This is a genomic window from Brevundimonas sp. ZS04 (assembly GCF_001956865.1).
Taxonomy (GTDB): Bacteria; Pseudomonadota; Alphaproteobacteria; order Caulobacterales; family Caulobacteraceae; genus Brevundimonas; species Brevundimonas diminuta.
This window is the reverse complement of sequence record NZ_MTHE01000058.1, coordinates 1-437: the sequence shown is the minus strand read 5'-3', so window position 1 is coordinate 437 and position 437 is coordinate 1. Positions and strand designations below refer to the sequence as shown.

The 437-nt window shown below is 72.5% G+C and carries 1 protein-coding gene; it reads left to right on the top strand.

The window, feature by feature from the left end:
- Nucleotides 1-29: 29 nt before the first annotated feature.
- The coding region (locus BJP32_RS16755) for an endonuclease/exonuclease/phosphatase family protein (RefSeq protein ID WP_198935313.1) at nucleotides 30-437 on the top strand (408 nt) is incomplete at its 3' end.

The following is a 437-nucleotide window of genomic DNA, read 5'->3' as shown; positions in this document are numbered from 1 at the left end:
CGTTGCTGGTGGCCTTTGGTGGAGGCGACGTGCGCGCCCTGCTCGACGTCGTTCGGCGCGAGCGCGTCGACGTGCTGGCCGTGCAGGAAGACACGCCCGACTTCACGACCGACGCCGCCGCTGGCGGGCTGCGTGAGCTGCTGCCCTATGGGGCGCTGCGGCCTGCCCCGGGCGCCAAAGGCGTGTCGCTGTATTCGCGCTTTCCGGTCGTGGAGATCCCGCCGACCCGCTACGACTTTCGCTCGCGCGGCGGCGTGCTGACGCTGCCCGGCGGGCAACGGATCCACGTGCGCAGCGTCCACCCGCCGCCGCCGTTCAACGCCAAGCTGCTGCGCCCCTGGAAGCGCCGACTCGGGGCGCTCCCGAGCGCGCAGAGCGGTGGCGTGCCGACGATTCTGGCGGGCGACTACAACGCCACCCTCGACCACCACCCGTTC